At 65.6% G+C, this 18,389-nt stretch carries 13 protein-coding genes, 1 other RNA gene and 1 pseudogene; 13 read left to right on the forward strand and 2 right to left on the reverse strand.

Going from position 1 to position 18,389, the window contains the following annotated elements; all coding sequences use genetic code 11:
- The first annotated feature begins 2 nt into the window (after window positions 1-2).
- The 5 genes from asnB (at window position 3) to XARJCFBP2528_RS01755 (ending at window position 6,765) form a co-directional block, all read left to right on the forward strand.
- Entirely contained in the window at window positions 3-1,943 is a 1,941-nt protein-coding gene (gene asnB / locus XARJCFBP2528_RS01735; RefSeq protein ID WP_047124237.1) for an asparagine synthase (glutamine-hydrolyzing), read from the forward strand.
- Window positions 1,944-2,020: 77 nt separating this feature from the next.
- Window positions 2,021-2,575 carry an NADPH-dependent FMN reductase gene (locus XARJCFBP2528_RS01740; protein WP_047124238.1) on the forward strand — a complete coding sequence of 185 codons (555 nt, stop codon included), beginning with the start codon at window positions 2,021-2,023 and terminating at the stop codon, window positions 2,573-2,575.
- A 222-nt stretch (window positions 2,576-2,797) separates the two neighbouring features.
- Window positions 2,798-4,228 carry a replicative DNA helicase gene (locus XARJCFBP2528_RS01745; RefSeq protein ID WP_016902717.1) on the forward strand — a complete coding sequence of 477 codons (1,431 nt, stop codon included), beginning with the start codon at window positions 2,798-2,800 and terminating at the stop codon, window positions 4,226-4,228.
- Between the two features lie 102 nt (window positions 4,229-4,330).
- Window positions 4,331-5,749, forward strand: coding sequence for a cryptochrome/photolyase family protein (locus XARJCFBP2528_RS01750; protein ID WP_047124239.1), 1,419 nt, complete (start codon window positions 4,331-4,333; stop codon window positions 5,747-5,749).
- A gap of 290 nt (window positions 5,750-6,039) precedes the next feature.
- Window positions 6,040-6,765, forward strand: a complete 726-nt coding sequence (locus tag XARJCFBP2528_RS01755) for a YiaD family glycine zipper/OmpA-like lipoprotein (RefSeq protein ID WP_016902719.1) — start codon at window positions 6,040-6,042, stop codon at window positions 6,763-6,765.
- A gap of 1,106 nt (window positions 6,766-7,871) precedes the next feature.
- Here XARJCFBP2528_RS01755 and XARJCFBP2528_RS01760 read toward each other — a convergent pair.
- Entirely contained in the window at window positions 7,872-8,906 is a 1,035-nt protein-coding gene (locus tag XARJCFBP2528_RS01760; protein WP_016850355.1) for an XC_2801 family transcriptional regulator, read from the reverse strand.
- A 130-nt stretch (window positions 8,907-9,036) separates the two neighbouring features.
- Between XARJCFBP2528_RS01760 and XARJCFBP2528_RS23785 the strand changes: the two genes are divergently transcribed.
- The 7 genes from XARJCFBP2528_RS23785 to XARJCFBP2528_RS21845 all read left to right on the forward strand — a co-directional run bounded on the left by XARJCFBP2528_RS23785 (window position 9,037) and on the right by XARJCFBP2528_RS21845 (window position 16,889).
- On the forward strand, window positions 9,037-9,264 hold the full coding sequence (locus tag XARJCFBP2528_RS23785; protein ID WP_080591423.1) for a hypothetical protein: 228 nt from the start codon (window positions 9,037-9,039) through the stop codon (window positions 9,262-9,264).
- Window positions 9,261-10,034 carry an SDR family NAD(P)-dependent oxidoreductase gene (locus XARJCFBP2528_RS01765; protein ID WP_046342206.1) on the forward strand — a complete coding sequence of 258 codons (774 nt, stop codon included), beginning with the start codon at window positions 9,261-9,263 and terminating at the stop codon, window positions 10,032-10,034. The genes XARJCFBP2528_RS23785 and XARJCFBP2528_RS01765 overlap by 4 nt, the downstream gene beginning before the upstream one ends.
- Window positions 10,031-11,221: an efflux RND transporter periplasmic adaptor subunit gene (locus XARJCFBP2528_RS01770; RefSeq protein WP_026064872.1), complete on the forward strand. Its 1,191-nt coding sequence runs from the start codon at window positions 10,031-10,033 to the stop codon at window positions 11,219-11,221. Before XARJCFBP2528_RS01765 ends, XARJCFBP2528_RS01770 begins: the two co-directional genes overlap by 4 nt.
- Before the next feature lie 105 nt (window positions 11,222-11,326).
- Window positions 11,327-14,497, forward strand: a complete 3,171-nt coding sequence (locus XARJCFBP2528_RS01775) for an efflux RND transporter permease subunit (protein ID WP_039520435.1) — start codon at window positions 11,327-11,329, stop codon at window positions 14,495-14,497.
- Window positions 14,498-14,540: 43 nt separating this feature from the next.
- A complete protein-coding gene (locus tag XARJCFBP2528_RS01780; RefSeq protein ID WP_016904913.1) occupies window positions 14,541-15,272 on the forward strand; it encodes an SDR family oxidoreductase in 732 nt (243 codons plus the stop codon).
- On the forward strand, window positions 15,266-16,690 hold the full coding sequence (locus tag XARJCFBP2528_RS01785; protein ID WP_026064912.1) for an efflux transporter outer membrane subunit: 1,425 nt from the start codon (window positions 15,266-15,268) through the stop codon (window positions 16,688-16,690). Before XARJCFBP2528_RS01780 ends, XARJCFBP2528_RS01785 begins: the two co-directional genes overlap by 7 nt.
- A 123-nt stretch (window positions 16,691-16,813) precedes the next feature.
- Window positions 16,814-16,889: non-coding RNA, sX9 sRNA (locus XARJCFBP2528_RS21845), on the forward strand.
- A gap of 120 nt (window positions 16,890-17,009) precedes the next feature.
- Here the strand turns inward: XARJCFBP2528_RS21845 and XARJCFBP2528_RS01790 are convergent.
- A pseudogene (locus XARJCFBP2528_RS01790) lies at window positions 17,010-17,983 on the reverse strand (GGDEF domain-containing protein).
- A gap of 94 nt (window positions 17,984-18,077) precedes the next feature.
- Between XARJCFBP2528_RS01790 and XARJCFBP2528_RS01795 the strand changes: the two are divergent.
- A complete protein-coding gene (locus XARJCFBP2528_RS01795) occupies window positions 18,078-18,383 on the forward strand; it encodes a hypothetical protein (RefSeq protein WP_024938939.1) in 306 nt (101 codons plus the stop codon).
- The last annotated feature ends 6 nt before the right edge of the window (window positions 18,384-18,389 follow it).

An 18,389-nucleotide genomic window follows, 5' to 3' on the forward strand; every position in this document is an offset into this window, starting at 1 on the left:
CGATGTGCGGATTGGCTGGACTGCTGCTGGCCTCGCCACGCATGCATGGCGAACAACTCGATGCGCTGGTGCGGCCGATGGGCGCGGCCTTGCGTCATCGCGGCCCCGACGATGCCGGCACCTGGTGCGATGCGCAGGCCGGCGTGGCGCTGGCGCATCAACGCTTGAGCATCCTGGATCTGTCGCCGCTGGGCCATCAGCCGATGCGCTCTGCCGATGGCCGTTATGTGCTGGCCTACAACGGCGAGATCTACAACTTCGCGCAGCTGCGCGCGGCGCTGTCCGCACTCGGGCACCGCTTCCGTGGTCATTCCGATACGGAAGTGCTGTTGGCGGCGGTGGTGGAGTGGGGGCTGGACGACACCCTGACCCGCTGCAACGGCATGTTCGCGCTGGCGTTGTGGGACGAGCGCGACAACTGCCTGTATCTGGCCCGCGACCGCGTCGGCAAGAAGCCGCTGTACTACGGCTGGGCCGGCGACACCCTGGTGTTCGGCTCCGAACTCAAGGCGCTGTGGCAGCACCCGGACTTCGATAACGGGGTCGATCGCAATGCGCTGACCTTGCTGCTGCGGCTGGGCTACATCCCGGCGCCGGCCTGCATCCACGAGCGCACCTTCAAGTTGATGCCCGGGCGGGTGCTGCGGCTGGATGCGCAGATGGTGGCGGCCGGCGCGGCGGCGCATCGCCCGGACCAGGCGCAGCAGCCGTTCTGGAACGCGCGCGAGGCGATGCAGCGCGCGCTGGCGGCGCCGTTCACCGGCAGCGATGCACAGGCCGAGGAACAGCTCGATGCCGTGCTGCGCGATGCGGTGGCGCTGCGCATGGTGGCCGACGTGCCGGTGGGCGTGTTCCTGTCCGGCGGCACCGATTCGTCGATCGTCACCGCGATGATGCAGGCGCAGAGCGCCCAGCCGGTGCATACCTTCAGCATCGGCTTCGAAGGTTCGCATCACGACGAGGCGCCACTGGCGCGCGAAGTGGCCACGCATCTGCACACCGACCACACCGAGCTGTATGTCAGCGGCGCCGACGCGCTGGCGGTGGTGCCGACCCTGCCGGACATGTTCGACGAGCCCTTCGCCGATGCCTCGCAGGTGCCGACCGCGCTGGTCGCACGGCTGGCGCGCGGCGGGGTGACGGTGGCGCTGTCCGGCGATGGCGGCGACGAGTTGTTCTTCGGCTACGGCCGTTACCAGCGTGCACTGCGCAACTGGCGCATGCACGGGCTGGTGCCGGGGCCGCTGCGGCGCTTGATGGCGCTGGCGGCGCGCCGCAACGGCGAGTCCTCGCGCACCGGCGGCCTGGCCGCGCTGGTGGCCGAGGCCGGCGCACGCGGCATCGGCGACATCTACCGCAACCGCATCTCGCGCTGGCGCGATCCGGCCGCGGTGGTGCTGGGCGCGACCGAGCCCGACAGTTTCTACAGCCTGGCCGACCCGCTGCACGGTTCCGGCACGCCGGCCGACGCGATGATGCTGGCCGACTTCGCCGCCTATCTGCCCGACGATCTGCTGTGCAAGGTGGACCGCACCACCATGGCGGTGGGGCTGGAAGCGCGCGCACCGTTGCTGGACTGGCGGGTGGCCGAGTTCGCCTGGTCGCTGCCGCTGTCGCTGAAGTACCGCGACGGGGTCAGCAAATACCTGCTCAAGCGCGTGCTGTGCCGCTATCTGCCCGACCCGATGGTCTACCGCGGCAAGCGCGGCTTCGGCGCGCCGGTCAGTGCCTGGTTGCGTGGCGACCTGCACGGCTGGGCCGACGATCTGCTGGCGCACGCCACGCTCGAGCGCGACGGCGTGTTCGCCGCCGACACCGTGGCCGGGCTGTGGCGGGACTTCAACGGCGGCGAGCGCAAATGGCATACGCACCTGTGGACGGTGCTGATGTTCCAGGCCTGGCAAGTGCATTGGCGCAGCCAACGCGCCGCGATCGGCCGCTGAGGCAGCCGCGCTTCACCGGGTCTGAGCGCCAGGCTGACTAGAGTCGGGCGCTGATTCCCCCAATGGAGCGTTCCCCCATGAGCAAGATCACCATCGCCGTGCTGGTCGGCAGCCTGCGTGCAGCGTCCTACAACCGCCAACTGGCGCGCGCGCTGGAGCATCTGGCCGGCGACAAGGCCGTGTTCGAGTACGTGGAGATCGGCGACATCCCGCTGTACAACCAGGACCACGATGGGGATTACCCGGCAGAGGGCACACGGCTGAAGCAACAGATCCGCTCGGCTGACGCGGTGCTGTTCGTGACCCCGGAGTACAATCGCTCGATTCCCGGCGTGCTCAAGAACGCCCTCGATACCGGCTCGCGCCCGTACGGCGACAGCGCGTTTGCGGGCAAGCCGGCCGCCGTGGTCGGCATCTCGGTGGGGGCGATCGGCACCGCCACCGCGCAGCAGCACCTGCGCAATGTGCTGTCGTATCTGGACATGCGGGTGCTTGGCCAGCCGGAAGTCTTCCTGCAGTACAAGGAGGGTCTGTTTGGTGCCGACGACCAGGTTGCCAATGCCGACAGCCGCAAGTTCCTGCAGGGCTTCGTCGACGCCTTCCTGGGCCTGGTCGAACAGTCCAAGCACTGAGTTGACCACAGCGGCGTTGGGCCTGGAGACAGCTGTCAACCGGCACCGGTAATGCGGCGCAAACCCAGGCGCAGCAAGCGTCTCGGTGGTTGCGACAGTCGCCGCGTAGAACGGTGATGCACCGGCTGTCCACCAGTTATCCACAGAGTTGTGCATGGTCGTCGGCGCCGCCGATGACTATGCTTCCTGCCCTCGTCTCCCTTGTGTCAGGTCTGTTTGTCCATGGCTGCTCGTCCTGGTTTCCGTTCCAAGCGCAATCGCGATCGCGACGATGACGATTACGATCGTCCCGAGCCGCGGCTTGACCAGTTGCGGGTACCGCCGCATTCGGTCGAGGCCGAGCAGGCCGTGCTCGGCGGGTTGATGCTGGCGCCGGACGCGTTCGATCGGGTCAATGACCAGCTAACCGACAACGATTTCTACCGCCGCGATCACCGGCTGATCTACCGCGCGATTCGCGAACTGAACGAAAAGGACCGCCCCTTCGACGCGGTAACCCTGGGCGAGTGGTTCGAGTCGCAGGGCAAGCTGGAGCAGGTCGGCGATGGCGCGTACCTGATCGAGCTGGCCAGCACCACGCCCTCGGCTGCCAATATCGCCGCATACGCGGAGATCGTGCGCGACAAGGCGGTGTTGCGGCAGCTGATCGAGGTCGGCACCACCATCGTCAACGACGGCTTCCAGCCCGAGGGCCGCGAAAGCGTGGAGTTGTTGTCGTCGGCGGAAAAGGCGGTGTTCAAGATCGCCGAGGCCGGCGCGCGCGGGCGTACCGACTTCGTGGCGATGCCGGGCGCGTTGAAGGACGCCTTCGAGGAATTGCGCAGCCGTTTCGAAAACGGCGGCAACATCACCGGCCTGCCGACCGGCTACAACGATTTCGACGCGATGACCTCCGGCCTGCAGCCGACCGACCTGATCATCCTGGCCGCGCGTCCGGCAATGGGCAAGACCACATTTGCGCTGAATATCGCCGAATACGCCGCGATCAAATCCAAGAAGGGCGTGGCGGTATTCTCGATGGAAATGTCGGCATCGCAGCTGGCGATGCGCCTGATCTCGTCCAATGGCCGCATCAATGCGCAACGCTTGCGTACCGGCGCGCTGGAAGACGAGGACTGGGCGCGTGTGACCGGCGCGATCAAGATGCTGAAGGAAACCAAGATCTTCATCGACGACACGCCGGGCGTGTCGCCGGAAGTGCTGCGCTCCAAGTGCCGCCGACTCAAGCGCGAACACGACCTGGGCCTGATCGTCATCGACTACCTGCAGCTGATGTCTGTGCCGGGCAACAGCGAAAACCGCGCGACCGAAATTTCGGAAATCTCGCGTTCGCTCAAGGGCTTGGCCAAAGAGCTCAACGTGCCGGTGATCGCGTTGTCGCAGCTCAACCGCTCGCTGGAAACACGGACCGACAAGCGCCCGGTGATGGCCGACTTGCGCGAATCCGGCGCGATCGAGCAGGACGCGGACATGATCGTGTTCATCTATCGCGACGACTACTACAACAAGGAAAATTCGCCGGACAAGGGCCTGGCCGAGATCATCATCGGCAAGCACCGCGGTGGGCCGACCGGGTCGTGCAAGCTCAAATTCTTCGGCGAATACACCCGATTCGACAATCTGGCCCACGATTCGGTGGGCAGTTTCGAATAAACCTCCTGCGTGATGCCGGGCGGCAATCCGTCGCTACGGCATCGCGCCATCCTTGCATCTGCTGGCTTATGCTGCGCGCCTCATCGCCGCTGCCGAGCTTGTATGTCCTACGCCATCGTCTGGTTCCGTCGCGATCTGCGCCTGCAGGACAACCCGGCCTTGCAGGCTGCGCTGGATGCGGGGCACCAGCCGATTCCGCTGTATATCGATGCGCCGCACGAAGAGGGCGAGTGGACGCCGGGCGCCGCCTCGCGGAGCTGGCGGCATCGCTCGCTCGCGGCGCTGGATGCGGCCCTGCGCGCGCTCGGCAGTGGTCTGGTGATTCGCGCCGGTGACAGCGCGCAGGTGCTGGATGAGGTGATCGCGCAGACCAAGGCGGTGGCGGTGTACTGGAACCGCAAGTACGAGCCGGCCACGCAGCCGCGCGATGCGCAGATCAAGCGCAGCCTGCGCGAGCGCGGGATCGAAGTGCAGAGCTGCAACTCCGCACTGATGTTCGAACCGTGGCAGTTGACGACGCAGCAGGGCGGCCCGTACAAGGTGTTCACCCCGTTCTGGCGCAATGCGCTTACGCAGCTGCAATTGCCGGCTGCGGTGCCGGCACCGCGCAGCCTGCCGCCGCTGCCTGCGCAATTGAAGAGCGCTGCGCTGGACACGCTGCGGCTGCTGCCTGCGCTGGACTGGGATGGAGGCTTCTGGGAGCACTGGCAGCCCGGCGAGGCGGGCGCGCACGAGATGCTGGAAATCTTCATCGACGGCGCGCTGTCCGGGTATCGCGAAAACCGCGACCGGCCCGACCGGATCGGCACCTCACAGTTGTCGCCGCATCTGCACTTCGGCGAAATCGCGCCGTGGCGGATCGCCAGCACGCTGGAAGCCAATCGCAATGCACGCAACGGTGCCGAGATCGACGGCTACATCCGCCAGCTTGGCTGGCGCGATTTTGCGTATCACCTGCTGCACCATTTTCCCGACACCACCAACCAGAATCTCAACCCGCGTTTCGAAGGCTTTGACTGGGCCAAGCTGGACCCGGTCGCGTTGCAGGCCTGGCAGCGGGGCCGCACCGGCATTCCGATCGTCGATGCCGGCATGCGCCAGCTCTGGCACACCGGCTGGATGCACAACCGCGTGCGCATGATCGTGGCGAGCCTGTTGTGCAAGCATCTGCGCGTGCACTGGATCGAAGGCGCGCGCTGGTTCTGGGACACGCTGGTGGATGCGGACCTGGCCAACAACACGCTCGGCTGGCAATGGGTGGCCGGTACCGGTGCCGATGCGGCGCCGTACTTCCGCGTGTTCAATCCGGTCACGCAGGCGGAGAAGTTCGATCCGCAGGCCGCCTACATCACGCGCTGGGTACCTGAGCTCGGCAAGCTTGCGGTCAAGGAACGCTTCGCGCCGTGGCTGCATCCGTTGTCGCTGGCGCGGCTGGCACCGGAGTATCCGCGCACGCCGATCATCGGCCTGGCCGAAGGCCGCGATGCGGCACTGGCGGCGTATGCGAAGACGCGCGGCTAAGCGTGCGGCAGGGCGAGCGACATCCTGATTGCGTGGTCACCTGATGCTCGCGTCTGCGCGTTTTCTTCTGGAAGGCTGAGGTGTTGCATGCGTGCGCTGGAACGCTTGTTTCGCAGGTCAGCAAATGCGTTGCGCGTAGGCATGCCGCTGTCCAAGCAGAAAACGTTTTCCTGAATGCAGCACTAGCTACATGCGATTGAAGGTCGGTTTCATCATGCGCCAGTCGCGTTGGCCTGTTTATCCTCGCCGACACGATTGAGTGCCGGATGGTCCGGCCACAGGAGAACACCATGTCCCCAGCAGCCACCAAGAGCCTTGCCGTTGCCCTGGCCAGCGCCATTGCGTTGTCCGCCTGCGCCACCGGCGGCTCGTATGTGCAGCGCGACCAGTACGGCGAGCAGACCCAACAGCAGAACCGCACCGGCCGCAATGCGCTGATCGGCACCGCGATCGGCGTGGCCGCTGGTCTGCTGACCGGCGACAGCGCCACCGAGCGCCGTCAGCATGCGATGGTCGGCGCCGGCATCGGCGCGCTCAGCGGCGCGGCGGTAGGCCAGTACCAGGATCGCCAGGAGCGCGCACTGCGTGAGCGCACCGCCAACACCGGCATCGAAGTGCAGCGTCAGGGCGACAACATCACCCTGAACCTGCCCGACGGCATCACCTTCGACTTCGGCAAGTCTGCATTGAAGCCGCAGTTCTACAGCGCGCTCAATGGCGTGGCGTCCACACTGCGCGAGTACAACCAGACCATGGTGGAAGTGGTCGGTCACACCGACAGCGTCGGCAGCGACGCGGTCAACCAGCGTCTGTCCGAAGAGCGCGCCGGTGCGGTCGCGCAGTATCTGACCGCACAAGGCGTGCAGCGCGAGCGCATGGAAACCATGGGCGCCGGCAAGCGTTACCCGATCGCCGACAACAGCACCGATGCCGGCCGCGCACAGAACCGCCGCGTCGAAATCCGCCTGATCCCGCTGCGCTCGGAGGGTGCCGGGAACAACACGGGCATGCGTTGAGTCTGCCGCACTGAATCGTGGCGAGTCGACTGACGAGCCGCGATGAGTAACCAAGACAGGCCGCGAAAGCGGCCTGTTTTTTTTGCGCTGCGATTTTTTTGATCAAGTGCGACGCGTCAGTCTCTTGATTGCTGTTTTGGCGGGTGCGGTGCCATTGCGGTTTTGCGGGATCCATGGGCGGCATGGAGCCTTCTGTGGATGGATTCACGGCGTGCATGAAGAAGCGAGGGGAGAGCATCGCGACCTTGGCTAACCGGCTTGAACATTCCATCACCGCAGAAGTTCGGGTTTTGGTCGCCTTTGTGGTGATTGGATGGTGGGATGCGTCGAGTGCGAAAGCTGCCGATCTGCGGGTTTTTTGCAGGGCCCTTGCCCGCCCACCATCGCAGGACACGCCGCAAGTACGTCCCTGTAGGCTCTTACGCGGCATCCATGCCGCGTAAGGTCCCGCGACAGTGGGCGGGCAAGGACCTGTCGGGATGGTCGGTGTGCGTGGTTGCAAGCAAGGCATGCCGTACGTTGTTCGGAGCACTAAGTGTTCGATCAACCTCTCACCATTTTCCCGTCGCAAGCCGGGCAACAAACGGGCTTTCAACACGCAAGCTACAAACGTCGCATCTGCTATCGCAAGCCGAGTAACAATCCTTAAAAAAGCAGCCGACCAACTCTCTGGTGCGGTGTCCTTGCCGGTTGCGGGACCCTCGGCGGCATGGATGCCGCCGAGGAGCCTCCACGGACGGATTCACGGCGTGTCCCGCAAGCGGTGAGGGCACCGCGCACTCGACCAACTGGTCTTTTGAATTGCAGCTGGACGTTATCGCTAGGCGTTGACCAACGCAGCTTCGGATCTCCAGACCACGCTAAAGCTCGCGCGCGCGGTCGCTTCAAGATTGCATCGGTCGACAGCGGTATGGTGACTTCGCCACGACAAAAGTACCGGCGCTGGATGGCCTCGACACTGCTGCAGAAGTTCGGGATTCGGGATTCGGGATTTGTAGCAGCCAGGAAGTTTTCGCTTGTACGGGCAAGGCCTCCTCATCCGCCATTCGGACACCTTCTCCCGAGGGGGAGAAGGGTGCTCCGTTATGCGACTATTCGAGTGCGGACTACGCCGTGACGTTTTCCAGGATGCGCTTGCCTTCGGCACGCAGTTCCGCCTCTGCGCCGACCTCGATCTTTGCATCGTTGTCGGCTTTTTGTGCCGCCAGACGCGCAGGGCACTGCGCCATCATGTAGTCCGCATCGAAGTTCATCCGCGTCACCAGGAAGTCCACGAAGGCGCGCACTTTCGGCGAAACCAGGCGGCCGCCCGCGAACACCGCGTTGAAGTCCACCTCCGGCCCGGTCCAACCCGCGAGCACCCGGCGCACCAGACCCGATTGCACGAACGGCTTGGCCATCACATCGCCGGTCAACAGCAAGCCTTCGCCGCATAACACCGCGCCATTGAGCGCAGCCGGATCGTTGGCCACCATCAACGGATTGACCGGGAAATCGCGCACATCGCTGCCGTCGCTGAGCGACCAGAAAAAGCGGTTGTTGTGCACGTTGCGATTCTTGCGCAGCGCCAGCGTGCGATGGAACTGCAGCTCGTCCGGATGCAGCGGCTCGCCATAGCGCTCGATGTAGGACGGGCTGGCGAAGACCTGCGTGCGCAGGCTGCCGAGCTTGCGCGCCACCAGATTGGAGTCGGGCAGCGCGCCGACGCGCAGTGCCAGATCGGCTTCGCCGCCGATCAGGTCCAGTTTCTCGTTGCCCAGATGCATGTCCAGCTGGATTTCCGGGTACTGCGCATGGAATTCGCCCAACAACGGTGCGATCCAGGTGATGCCCAGCGAGTAGGGCACGGTGAAGCGCAACCAGCCGCGCGGGCCGGACTGCAATTGCCCGACGGCGCTCTCGGCCTCTTCCAGTTCGCGTGCGATGCGCTGGCAATGTTCGTGATAGACCGAGCCGGCTTCGGTGAGGCCGATGCGGCGGGTGGTCCGGTGCAGCAGGCGGGCACCCAGGCGGGTTTCCAGTTCCTGCACCTTGCGGCTGACGGTGGTCTTGGGCAGACCAAGCGCGTTGGCGGCGGCGATGAAGCTGCCTTGTTCGACCACCTTGACGAAGATCAGGGTGTCGTTGAGATCGTGAGTCATGGGGACTGCCTTCCGGGGGTCAGGAGGGATTAGACCGCTTACGGGACGATTATTCCCCTAAATCCGGACTAATCAAGTGCTGGTTTGGAGCCTAACTTATGCGGCATCCCCTCCATGCAGGAGCACGGCCATGTGGTTGTGCAATGTTTTCGGCTTGTCGTCGACATCGCGTAGCGCCATCGAAGGTGCCTTCGATCCAGTGGTTTCCACGGCGAGAAGCCCGCGTGCCGGCGTTTCGCGCGCTTTTTCGGCATCGCCCCGGCGTCAGGCCGGCGGCGCTCCGAAACAGCGGACTGGACTGTCGGCGCGTCTGGCGCAGCGCGGAATTGTCCCGATGTCGGGAGTGAAAGTCCCATGACCGGGATGGTCCAATCCGAGACGGCCGTCATTGGCGGCGCGGGCAATGTCGGCGCCGGTATCGTCGCCGCCTTGCTCGATGCCCGGATGCCGGTGCTGGTGATTGGACGCGACGCCGCCAAGCTCGACGCGCTGCGCGCGCAGCATGGCAATACACCGCTGCTGGAAACCTTGCAGGGCTCGGTCGCCGACGACGCTTCGGCGCAGGCGCTGGCCGGCGAACTGGCCCAGCGCCCGCGTCCGCTGGCGGCGGTGATCGCCAGCGTGGGCAGCCCGCTCAAGGCCGGCCGCCTGCTGGACCGCCCGGTCACTGCGCTGCGTCGCCGCATCGAGCGCGATGTGCTGCCGCACCTGGCGGCCGCGCGGCATCTGCTGCCGCTGCTGGCCGAGGCCGAGGGCGGCGGCCGCTACCTGTTGCTGGGCAGCCCCTGCGCGCTGCGTGCCTGGGCCGCGCACGGCGATACCTCGATTGCCGCTGCCGCCACCCGCATGCTCGCCCAGGTCCTGCACGAGGAGGCCAAGCCGCTCGGCGTCCGCGTGCACCTGCTGTCGGTCGAGCAGCCGGTGTGTACGCCGGGCCGTGCCAAGGACGCGTGTCCGGAATGGATCCGCGCCGTGGATGTCGGCCGTGCCGCAGTTTCGCTGATCGCCGGGCCTGGCCAGCCCGGGCAAGCCATCGTGACCGTCAGCCGTCGTCTGCACGCCGCTCCTTCGGCCGACCGGCTCGCCGGTCTGCATTTTCCCATCCCCACCCGAGAGATTTCCCCATGACCCCGAACGCCACCCCGTTCCGTTTTCCTTTGCGTACTGTATTGACGGGCGCCGTACTCGCGGTTGTGCTGGCCGGTTGCGGCAGCAAGGCTGCCGAGACCGGCGCGCCGCCGCCGCCCAGCGTCAGCGTCGCCCCGGTGGTGCTGAAGGAGATCAGCCAGTGGGACGAATTTAGCGGCCGCATCGAGCCGGTGGAAAGCGTCGAGCTGCGCCCGCGCGTGTCCGGCTACATCGACAAGGTCAACTACGTCGAAGGCGCCGAAGTGAAGAAGGGCGATGTGCTCTTCAGCATCGACGACCGTAGCTACCGTGCCGAATTCGCGCGTGCTAATGCCGCGCTGGTGCGTGCACGCACGCAGTCCACGCTGGCCCGCAGCGAAGCGGCACGCGCCCGCAAATTGTCCGATCAGCAGGCCATTTCGACCGAGACCTGGGAGCAGCGCCGCGCTGCCGCCGATCAGGCCGATGCCGATCTGCTGGCCGCACAGGCCGCGCTGGATACCGCCAAGCTCAACCTGGACTGGACCCGCGTGCGTGCGCCGATCGATGGCCGCGCCGGGCGTGCGATGGTCACCGCCGGCAATCTGGTCACCGCCAGCGACAGCGCCAGCGTGCTGACCACGCTGGTGTCGCTGGACAAGGTGTTCGTGTACTTCGATGCCGACGAAGGCACCTTCCTGCGTTATTCGCAGATGGCCCGCAACGGCGAGCGTCCGGATGCGCGCGGCGGCGAGTTGCCGGTGCGCATCGGCCTGGTCGGCGAACAGGGCTTCCCGCATACCGGGCGCGTGGATTTCCTGGATAACCAGGTGACCCGCAGCACCGGCACCATCCGCGTGCGCGCGGTGCTGGACAACGCGCAGCGCCAGTTCACGCCGGGCCTGTATGCACACGTGCAGTTGCTGGGCAGCGGCCAGTTCAAGGCCATGCTGGTCGACGAAAAGGCCGTGCTGACCGATCAGGACCGCAAGTACGTGTACGTGGTCGACAAGGACGGCAAGGCGCAACGGCGCGACATCGAGCTGGGCCGCAATGCCGATGGCCTGCGCATCGTGCGCAAGGGACTGGCCGCCGGCGACCGCGTGGTGGTCGATGGCGTGCAGAAGATCTTCATGCCTGGCATGCCGGTCGATGCCAAGACCGTGGCCATGGCCGCCGCACCGGACAAGCGCACCGCCTCGAACTGATTCATCGCTGCATCGCGCCCGTGACCACCGGCCTTGAAACAAGGCCGGTTCGGGGCCGCTGTGCCGCGCCGCCACCCGGCGGCAACCTCTTTCAGGACCACCCCAATGGACTTTTCCCGTTTTTTCATCGACCGGCCGATCTTTGCCGCGGTGCTGTCGATCATCATCTTCGCTGCCGGCCTGATCGCCATGCCGCTGCTGCCCATCAGCGAGTACCCGGAAGTGGTGCCGCCGAGCGTGCAGGTGCGTGCGGTGTATCCGGGCGCCAATCCCAAGGTCATCGCCGAGACCGTCGCCACGCCGCTTGAGGAAGCCATCAACGGCGTGGAAGACATGATGTACATGAAGTCGGTCGCCGGCTCTGATGGCGTGCTGGTGGTCACCGTGACCTTCAAGCCGGGCACCGATCCGGACCAGGCGCAGGTGCAGGTGCAGAACCGTGTCAGTCAGGCGCAGGCGCGTCTGCCCGAGGACGTACGGCGCCAGGGCGTGACCACGCAGAAGCAGTCGCCGACGCTGACCATGGTCGTGCATCTGACCTCGCCCAAGGGCAAGTACGACTCGCTGTACCTGAGCAACTACGCCACCTTGAAGGTCAAGGACGAACTGTCGCGCCTGCCGGGCGTGGGCCAGATTCAGATCTTCGGTGCCGGCGATTACGCCATGCGCATCTGGCTGGATCCGGACAAGGTCGCCGCGCGCGGGCTGACCGCCAGCGACGTGGTCGCGGCCATCCGCGAGCAGAACGTGCAGGTCTCCGCCGGCCAGCTCGGTGCCGAGCCGATGCCCAACAAGAGCGACTTCCTGTTGTCGATCAATGCACAGGGCCGCCTGACCACCGAAGAAGAATTCGGCAACATCGTGATCCGCAGCGGCAACAGCGGCGAGATCGTGCGGCTTTCGGATGTGGCGCGTCTGGAACTGGGCGCTGGCAACTACACCTTGCGCTCGCAGCTGGACAACAAGAACGCGGTCGGCATGGGCGTGTTCCAGTCGCCGGGTGCCAACGCGATCGAATTGTCCGATGCGGTGCGCGCCAAGATGGCCGAGCTGGAAAAGCAGTTCCCGCAGGACATGGCGTGGTCGGCTGCGTACGACCCGACCGTGTTCGTGCGCGACTCGATCAGCGCGGTGGTGCACACGCTGCTGGAAGCGGTGCTGCTGGTGGTGCTGGTGGTGATCCTGTTCCTGCAGACCTGGCGCGCCTCGATCATTCCGTTGCTGGCGGTGCCGGTGTCGGTGGTCGGTACGTTCGCCGCGCTCTACCTGCTGGGCTTTTCGATCAACACGCTGAGCCTGTTCGGCCTGGTGCTGGCGATCGGCATCGTGGTCGACGATGCGATCGTGGTGGTGGAAAACGTCGAGCGCAACATCGAAGAAGGGCTGGCCCCGTTGGCTGCTGCGCATCAGGCAATGCGCGAGGTGTCCGGGCCGATCATCGCCATCGCGCTGGTGCTGTGCGCGGTGTTCGTGCCGATGGCATTCCTGTCGGGCGTGACCGGCCAGTTCTACAAGCAGTTCGCGGTGACCATCGCCATTTCCACGGTGATTTCGGCGATCAATTCGCTGACCTTGTCGCCGGCACTGGCCGCCATGCTGCTCAAGCCGCATGACGCACCGAAGGATGGCCCGTCGCGGTTGATCGATCGCTTGTTCGGCTGGTTGTTCCGTCCGTTCAATCGCTTCTTCAACAGCAGTTCGCACAAGTATCAGGGCGCGGTCTCGCGCACCCTGGGCAAGCGTGGCGCGGTGTTCGCGGTGTATGTGCTGCTGCTGGTGGTCACCGGCTTCATGTTCAAGGTGGTGCCGGGCGGCTTCATTCCGACCCAGGACAAGCTGTACCTGATTGCCGGTACCAAGTTGCCAGAAGGCGCCTCGCTGGAACGCACCAATGAGGTGATCCGTCAGATCACCCAGATCGCGCTGCAGACCGAAGGCGTGGACCACGCGATTGCGTTCCCGGGCCTGAACCCGCTGCAGTTCACCAACACGCCCAATACCGGCACGGTGTTCCTGACGCTCAAGCCGTTCAGCCAGCGCAGCCGCACTGCGGCGCAGATCAACGCGGAGATCAACGCACGCATCAGTCAGATCCAGCAGGGCTTTGCGTTTGCGTTCATGCCGCCGCCGATCCTGGGCCTGGGACAGGGCTCGGGCTACTCGCTGTACATCCAGGACCGCGCCGGCCTGGGCTATGGCCAGTTGCAGAGTGCGGTCAATGCGATGTCCGGTGCGATCTCGCAGACGCCGGGCATGCAGTTCCCGATCGGTACGTATCAGGCCAACGTGCCGCAGCTCGATGCCAAGGTCGATCGCGACAAGGCCAAGGCACAGGGCGTGCCGCTGACCAACCTGTTCGACACCTTGCAGACCTATCTGGGCTCGTCCTACATCAACGACTTCAATCGCTTCGGTCGCACCTATCAGGTGATCGCCCAGGCCGATGGACAGTTCCGCGACAGCGTCGAAGACATTGCCAACCTGCGCACCCGCAACGATCGCGGGCAGATGGTGCCGATCGGCAGCATGGTCACGCTGGGCCAGACTTACGGCCCGGATCCGGTGATCCGCTACAACGGCTACCCGGCGGCCGACCTGATCGGTGAAGCGGACCCGCGCGTGCTCTCCTCCACCCAGGCGATGCAGACGCTGGCCGGCATGGCGCCGAAGGTGTTGCCCAACGGCATGAACATCGAGTGGACCGACCTGAGCTATCAGCAATCCACCCAGGGCAACTCGGCGCTGATCGTGTTCCCGATGGCGGTGTTGCTGGCGTTCCTGGTGCTGGCCGCGTTGTACGAGAGCTGGACGCTGCCGCTGGCGGTGATCCTGATCGTGCCGATGACCTTGCTGTCGGCCTTGTTCGGTGTGTGGCTCACCGGCGGCGACAACAACGTGTTCGTGCAGGTGGGGTTGGTGGTGCTGATGGGCCTGGCGTGCAAGAACGCGATCCTGATCGTGGAGTTCGCCCGCGAACTCGAAATGCACGGCAAGGGCATCGTCGACGCCGCGCTGGAAGCCTGCCGCCTGCGTCTGCGTCCGATCGTGATGACCTCCATCGCCTTCATCGCCGGCACTGTGCCGCTGGTGTTCGGGCATGGCGCCGGCGCCGAAGTGCGCTCGGTCACCGGCATCACCGTGTTCGCCGGCATGCTCGGTGTGACCTTGTTCGGCCTGTTCCTGACCCCGGTGTTCTACGTGGCGCTGCGCAAGTGGGTGACGCGTCGCGAAGCCGCTGCACCGGCCACTGTTGCGCACGATCACGTCAAGGCGTGAGTGCGTCGTTCCCAATCCCCATTCGCAGTACAAGGACATTGAAATGAGCAACCACAAGATCGCATTGGTCACCGGCGCCACCCGCGGCATCGGCCTGGAAACCGTTCGGCAACTGGCCCAGGCCGGCGTGCATACGCTGCTGGCCGGGCGCAAGCGCGACGATGCCGTCGCCGCCGCACTCAAACTGCAGGCCGAAGGCCTGCCGGTGGAAGCCATCCAGCTCGACGTCAACGACGACATCAGCATCGCTGCGGCGGTCGGCACGGTGGAGCAGCGCCATGGCCACCTGGACATCCTGATCAACAACGCCGGCATCATGATCGAGGACATGCAGCGCACGCCGTCGCAGCAGAGCCTGGAGGTGTGGAAGCGCACCTTCGACACCAACCTGTTCGCGGTCGTCAGCGTCACCAAGGCATTCCTGCCGCTGCTGCGTCGCTCGCTGGCCGGGCGCATCGTCAATGTGTCCAGCATGCTTGGCTCGCTGACCCTGCATACCCAGCCCGGTTCGCCGATCTACGACTTCAAGATTCCCGCCTACGATGCCTCCAAGAGCGCGGTCAACAGCTGGACGGTGCACCTGGCCCATGAGCTGCGCGACACCGCCATCAAGGTCAACACCGTGCATCCGGGCTACGTCAAAACCGACATGAACGGCGGCGGCGGCGAGATCGAAGTGGAGCAGGGCGCGCACAGCAGCGTGCAGATGGCATTGCTCGACGCGCACGGCGCCACCGGCAGCTTTACGCATCTGGGAGAAGTGTTGCCATGGTAAGAAACTTCCTGAGCGTGGCACTGGCCGCGCTGGTGCTCAGCGGCTGCGCGGTGGGGCCGGATTACCGGCCCGACCCGCCGGCCGCGGTGACCTTGCAGGGCGCGCAGGATGCGGCCTTCAGCGGCGAATCGCCGGTCGGTAACTGGTGGTCGCAGTTCGACGACCCGGTGCTGGAACAACTGGTGCGCGATGCCTTGTTCGCCAACCACGATCTGCGCATCGCCGTGTCGCGCGTCAAGCAGGCACGCGCGGTGTTCGTCGAGCGTCGCCTCGACCAGGCCCCGCACATCACCGCGCAGGGCAGCTTCGATCGACGCGAACAACAGCAGGTGGTTGCCGGCAACCAGCGCTTCCTCACCGAACAGACCACCCTGGGCCTGGATGCGGCCTGGGAGCTGGATCTGTTCGGCCGCCAGCGACGCGCCTCGGAAGCGGCGCGTGCGGATCTGGAAGCCGAGCAGGCCGGCCTGCTCGACGTGCAGGTCACCGTCGCTGCCGAAGTGGCGCGCAATTACTTTGAGTTGCGCGGCACGCAAAAGCAGCTGGAGGTGTCCAAGCGCACGCTGACCAACCTGCACGACACCCAGCGGCTGACGCAGACGCGTTGGGACCTGGGCGCCGGCAGCGAACTGGATGTGCAGAGCAGCCTGGCGCGCCTGAAGGCGATCGAGGCGGACATTCCGTTGCTGGAAACCGCCGAAGCGCAGTACCGCCATCGCCTGGCGGTGCTGCTCGGCCAGGCGCCCAATGCCCTGGACGCCACCCTGGTGGCGCGCACCACGCCCGCGTTCGCACGTGCATTGCCGCTGGGCGATACCGCCGGCTTGCTGCGTCAGCGCCCGGATGTGCGCAGCGCCGAACGTCGCCTGGCAGCGGCCACCGCGCAGGTTGGCGTGGCCACCGCGGATCTGTTCCCGCGCATCAGCGTCAGCGGCTTTGTCGGCTTCCTGTCCGGCGACGCGGCCAGGCTGACCGAAGGCAGCGGCAAGGCCTGGTCGATCACCCCGTCGATCAGCTGGGCGGCGTTCGACTTCGGCACCGTGCGTGCACGCCTGCGTGCCAGCAAGGCGCAGGCCGACGGCGCGTTGGCGCAATACCAGCAAACCGTGTTGCTGGCGCTGGAAGACACCGAGAACGCCTTGATCGGCTATGGCCGCCAGCAGGCGCGCCTGGCGATCGTGGTGGAGCAGGCCAATGCGGCGCGGCGTGCCGAACAACTGGCGCAGATCCGCTACCGCGAGGGCTCGGAAGACTTCCTGACTCTGCTGGACGCGCAACGCACCCAGCTGGCCGCCGACGATGCATTGGCCCAGGCCGAAGCCGCGGTCAATGTCGGCGTGGTCGGTGTGTACAAGGCGCTGGGCGGCTGGAAGCAGGGCGAAGCACCTGCGGCACCGGTGGCCGTGCTCAATCGGTGAGGCTGACCTGCAGGGCGGCCGTCAGGTCGTCCTGCAGGTACTCGGCTGCGCCAACGCGTCCTGGAACGGCTGGCACACCACTGCGCAGCCTTCGGGCGGGCGCGGTTGGTGCCCGGAATTGGGATGTACCACCGGTACGTGCTGGTTCCTGCGCACCTTCCGCAACCACCAGACAACTACTGGCTACGTCTTGTTAGTCGCGCTTAGCTGCGCCGGTGGAGAGAAGCAGCGCCGATGCGAAGTCAGCCACTACGGCGCCTGGATCTCGGGCACAGAGTCGGCGTGGCTGCTGACCGGCTGATCACACGACGAGCTGCGCTCAGTCGGCCACCCGCACGCTGTCGCGGCCACCGTTCTTGGCCAGATACAGCGCCGCATCGGCACGCGAAAACCAGTCCTGCCAATGCGTTTCGCCATCGTGGCGCGCCGCGCCCAGCGACACGGTGATCCGCCCGCCCGGGCCACGCAGCCCGTTGCGGATCACCTTGCGCAGGCGTTCGGTGACCGTTTCCAGTTCCTGCAGGGAGCCGGCACGCAACAGCACCACGAATTCTTCGCCGCCGAAGCGGAACACCTGATGCGGCTCACGCACTTCAAAGCGCAGGATGGTGGCCAGATCCGACAGCGCGGCATCGCCTGCGGCATGCCCGTAGAGATCATTGACTTCCTTGAAATGGTCCAGATCCAGGATGATCAGGCTGTTGAGCCGTTCATGCGGCTGGCGCCGGTCGATCTGATGGGTGAGCGCACGTTCGAGCATGCGCCGGTTGGGCAGTCCGGTCAGCGCATCCAGCGAGGCCAGCTCTTCCAGATGCACGCGGTCGTCCTGCATGCGCAGCGAAAACGCGTACCCCACCGCCAGCGTCACCAGCGTCACCACGACCGTCGACACGCCCTGGCCGGGGCTGACGATCAGGCCCGGCAACAGCAACAGCGCCGCCAGCAACGGCAAGCTCAGCAGCACGGCGCGTCGCGGGCCGCACAGGAAGTAATTGGTGGCCAGCACCGAAACAACCAGGGCAGGGCACCGTCGCCGCCGCTCCAGCAGGCGACCAGACAGCCGCCGACATTGATGGATGCCAGCCACACGCCGCCGGCGCCGGTGCGTTCGGCATCGCGCATCTTCCAGCCACGCCATATCGCAAGCACACCGAGCGATGCAGTGATCAGGCAGGCCAGCGCCTGACCGGTGATGGCCAGGTACACCGCATAGAGGCAAAGCAACAGCGCGGTGATCGGCCCCAGCATCTTGACGATGCCGAGGCGGAAATCCCGCCGCAGGTGGAGGATCACAGGGAAGGTTCTATAGGAGTCGGCATCATTATCGGCGGAGCCTTGCGAAAGTTGAGCGTGCACGCGCCGCGGCAACGGGTAGGAAAATGAAGCGTTGCCGCGCCGGGCTTCGCACATCCTTGACGGCCGTGCCGCAACCGTAGCGTCTTTGCCGTTGGAGTCTGCCATGCCCACACGCGAAGAACTCGACACGCGCCTGGATGCGCTGCAGGACGAACTGCCGCAGCTGTCCGCCGATGAAGACGCGGATTTTGACTATCTTGATTTTCAGGCGCGTGCCCAGGCCCTATTGAGCAGTGCCGCAGCCGAGGACGCGGCCTATGTGCGGACGCGCGTCGACGGCATGCTGGCAGGCGCTGGCCTGATTCCAACCGATGCGGATGGGCGCAGTTGCGCTTGAATCCTG

This window comes from Xanthomonas arboricola pv. juglandis (assembly GCF_001013475.1).
Lineage (GTDB): Bacteria > Pseudomonadota > Gammaproteobacteria > Xanthomonadales > Xanthomonadaceae > Xanthomonas > Xanthomonas arboricola.

What these genes read in the sequence shown, in the direction of transcription:
- asnB (WP_047124237.1), top strand. Translation starts at nt 3, where the DNA reads ATGTGCGGATTGGCTGGACTGCTGCTGGCCTCGCCACGCATGCATGGC.
- XARJCFBP2528_RS01740 (WP_047124238.1), top strand. Translation starts at nt 2,021, where the DNA reads ATGAGCAAGATCACCATCGCCGTGCTGGTCGGCAGCCTGCGTGCAGCG.
- XARJCFBP2528_RS01745 (WP_016902717.1), top strand. Translation starts at nt 2,798, where the DNA reads ATGGCTGCTCGTCCTGGTTTCCGTTCCAAGCGCAATCGCGATCGCGAC.
- XARJCFBP2528_RS01750 (WP_047124239.1), top strand. Translation starts at nt 4,331, where the DNA reads ATGTCCTACGCCATCGTCTGGTTCCGTCGCGATCTGCGCCTGCAGGAC.
- XARJCFBP2528_RS01755 (WP_016902719.1), top strand. Translation starts at nt 6,040, where the DNA reads ATGTCCCCAGCAGCCACCAAGAGCCTTGCCGTTGCCCTGGCCAGCGCC.
- XARJCFBP2528_RS01760 (WP_016850355.1), bottom strand. Translation starts at nt 8,906, where the DNA reads ATGACTCACGATCTCAACGACACCCTGATCTTCGTCAAGGTGGTCGAA.
- XARJCFBP2528_RS23785 (WP_080591423.1), top strand. Translation starts at nt 9,037, where the DNA reads ATGTGGTTGTGCAATGTTTTCGGCTTGTCGTCGACATCGCGTAGCGCC.
- XARJCFBP2528_RS01765 (WP_046342206.1), top strand. Translation starts at nt 9,261, where the DNA reads ATGACCGGGATGGTCCAATCCGAGACGGCCGTCATTGGCGGCGCGGGC.
- XARJCFBP2528_RS01770 (WP_026064872.1), top strand. Translation starts at nt 10,031, where the DNA reads ATGACCCCGAACGCCACCCCGTTCCGTTTTCCTTTGCGTACTGTATTG.
- XARJCFBP2528_RS01775 (WP_039520435.1), top strand. Translation starts at nt 11,327, where the DNA reads ATGGACTTTTCCCGTTTTTTCATCGACCGGCCGATCTTTGCCGCGGTG.
- XARJCFBP2528_RS01780 (WP_016904913.1), top strand. Translation starts at nt 14,541, where the DNA reads ATGAGCAACCACAAGATCGCATTGGTCACCGGCGCCACCCGCGGCATC.
- XARJCFBP2528_RS01785 (WP_026064912.1), top strand. Translation starts at nt 15,266, where the DNA reads ATGGTAAGAAACTTCCTGAGCGTGGCACTGGCCGCGCTGGTGCTCAGC.